This is a genomic window from Ilumatobacter sp. (assembly GCF_041688325.1).
In the GTDB taxonomy this organism is placed as follows: Bacteria; Actinomycetota; Acidimicrobiia; order Acidimicrobiales; family Ilumatobacteraceae; genus Ilumatobacter_A.
Genome location: NZ_JBDNIJ010000287.1, coordinates 1 through 1,916, shown reverse-complemented (window position 1 = coordinate 1,916; position 1,916 = coordinate 1). Strand labels below are relative to the sequence as shown.

4 protein-coding genes are annotated in these 1,916 nt (G+C 62.8%); 2 read left to right on the top strand and 2 right to left on the bottom strand.

Features of this window, described 5'->3' with window-relative positions; all coding sequences use genetic code 11:
* Positions 1-28: 28 nt before the first annotated feature.
* Together ACH2EI_RS15440 and ACH2EI_RS15435 are read right to left on the bottom strand one after the other, a co-directional pair.
* Complete coding sequence (locus tag ACH2EI_RS15440) at positions 29-508, bottom strand: RNA polymerase sigma factor (protein ID WP_395153700.1); 480 nt, start codon at positions 506-508, stop codon at positions 29-31.
* Between the two features lie 17 nt (positions 509-525).
* On the bottom strand, positions 526-789 hold the full coding sequence (locus ACH2EI_RS15435; protein WP_395153701.1) for a hypothetical protein: 264 nt from the start codon (positions 787-789) through the stop codon (positions 526-528).
* 424 nt (positions 790-1,213) lie between these two features.
* Here ACH2EI_RS15435 and ACH2EI_RS15430 point away from each other — a divergent pair, with 424 nt between their 5' ends.
* Both ACH2EI_RS15430 and ACH2EI_RS15425 read left to right on the top strand, forming a co-directional pair.
* Positions 1,214-1,699: an RNA polymerase sigma factor gene (locus tag ACH2EI_RS15430; RefSeq protein WP_395153702.1), complete on the top strand. Its 486-nt coding sequence runs from the start codon at positions 1,214-1,216 to the stop codon at positions 1,697-1,699.
* The coding region (locus ACH2EI_RS15425; RefSeq protein WP_395160681.1) for a hypothetical protein at positions 1,696-1,916 on the top strand (221 nt) is incomplete at its 3' end. The genes ACH2EI_RS15430 and ACH2EI_RS15425, both read left to right, overlap by 4 nt.

Sequence of the window (1,916 nt, the reverse complement as noted above, 5' to 3'; positions counted from 1 at the left end):
TCGCCGATGTCGTGTTCGAGGGTTGATGTCATGTCATTTCCTTTCGTAGGTGTTCGAGTGCACGTGTGATCCAGGGTCCGACCGAGCCGGGCGGGCAGTCGAGGGCTTCGGCGATCTCGACGTTGTTCAGCCCGACGTAGAACCGCAGCACGATGACGGCGCGTTGATTGAACGACAGACCGTCGAGAAGATCGGCGATCGGCTCCTGATCCCATACCGGGGGTTCAGGTCGGAGACGTTCCGTGAGTCGGGCGCGACGTGTCCGGGTTCGGCCGGCATCGCGGCACCGGTTGAGTACAGACCGGTTGAGGTACGGCCCCGGTCTGTCGAGCGAGTCCCAGCGTCGATAGATCTCAACGAAGGCATCGTGGACGAGATCGTGTGCGAGGTCCGTCGACCCGATCATCATCGCTGCGCGTCGCACCTGACCTGGCATTTCCGCCTCGTAGAAGTCTGAGAACGACGCTGCCACTTCTGACTTGTGCTCGGTGTGGTCGGTATCGGTCATCACATCATGTCAACGTCTCAGAGACCCGAATCGATACACCACATGAAATGGTCCCTCTGGCCCCGGGCGCGTCTCAACGGTGATCGAACACGCCGGTTACCACGCAGGGTCGGCACGTGTAGACGGGTCGAGATCGCGGGCCATCTTGTCCCAGTCAGCCCGACTGACGAGCCGGAAGGTGTTCTCCGGATCAGGTGAAGCACGCAGGTCTGCACGATCGCCAACGCCACGTCGCCTCGATCGTCTCCGGTCAACCTTTTGCGGCGGTCGCACACGACCATGCACGCGTCCTCGACACCGCGGTTCTTGATCTCGGGTCAGCACCTGCAGCCGGTACTTGGCGCCTTCGCCGCCGGTCCTGACCCACAGGCCGAGGAACGAGTCAGATGTCGGGCCGTGGCGAACCAGTCGGAGTTGACTGCGGGCACGAGACCGAAGCCAACTTCCAAGACACAAGAGCCACAAATTCAGGCGTGATTGTTCGAAGAAGTGCTGGCGGCCCGTTCGGCCGGGGACCAGGGTGGGCGGGGTTCATCAACCGCCGCCTGGCGCCGTGAGGGGTCGGGCGGTTCGATCGCGGCGTCGAGGTGGGCCGAGTTCGGCCCACCTTGTGCTTGCCGGAGGTTTCTTTGGAACCGATTCGGGTTCGGTGAAGTCGATACTGGTGTGAGTCGAACTATCGGACAGAACCGAATGAGAGATCCCATGTCAGACCCAGGCGCCGAACACGTCGACGCGAGGTTCCAGGACTTCTACCGGGATCATTTCGTCCCAACAGCACGGCTGGCTCGGATGCTCACCGGCAATCCTGACGTCGCTGACGACCTCGCGCAGGACGCGTTCATGCGTGTGTATCAGTACGCGCAGAACGCCCACACGACGATCGAGAATCCGGCGGCGCTGTTGCGCACAACGACAACGAACCTGTGCCGAAGCTGGCACACCTCGCAGCGCCGAGCACAGCTGCGCATGGTCCGCCACGGCGCAGATTCAGTGGCGCTGAACGAATGGGATCGAGAACTCGACGACACCCTCCGCCAGCTGCCCTACGACCAGCGTGCCGTCATCGTCCTGCGCTACTGGCTCGGGCTCTCCGAGGCCGAGATTACCGACTCACTCCAAATCCGACCCGGCACCGTCAAATCCCGCCACGCACGCGCCATCCGAACACTTCGAAAGGAACTGTCATGAACAACAACGACCAGACCCCCACCAACGACCCGTTCAGAACACGCCTGAGCGCTGGCCTCGACAACATTGCCTCCACCACTCCAGCACGTGAACCCGGACAGTTCGACCCCGACGCAATGCCGCTCGTTATCAGCGAGGCGCCGCAACGGCGGACCGGCGCGTACCTCACTGCCGCCGCAGCGGGCGCGGCGCTGACCGTCACTGGTCTCGTCGCGAT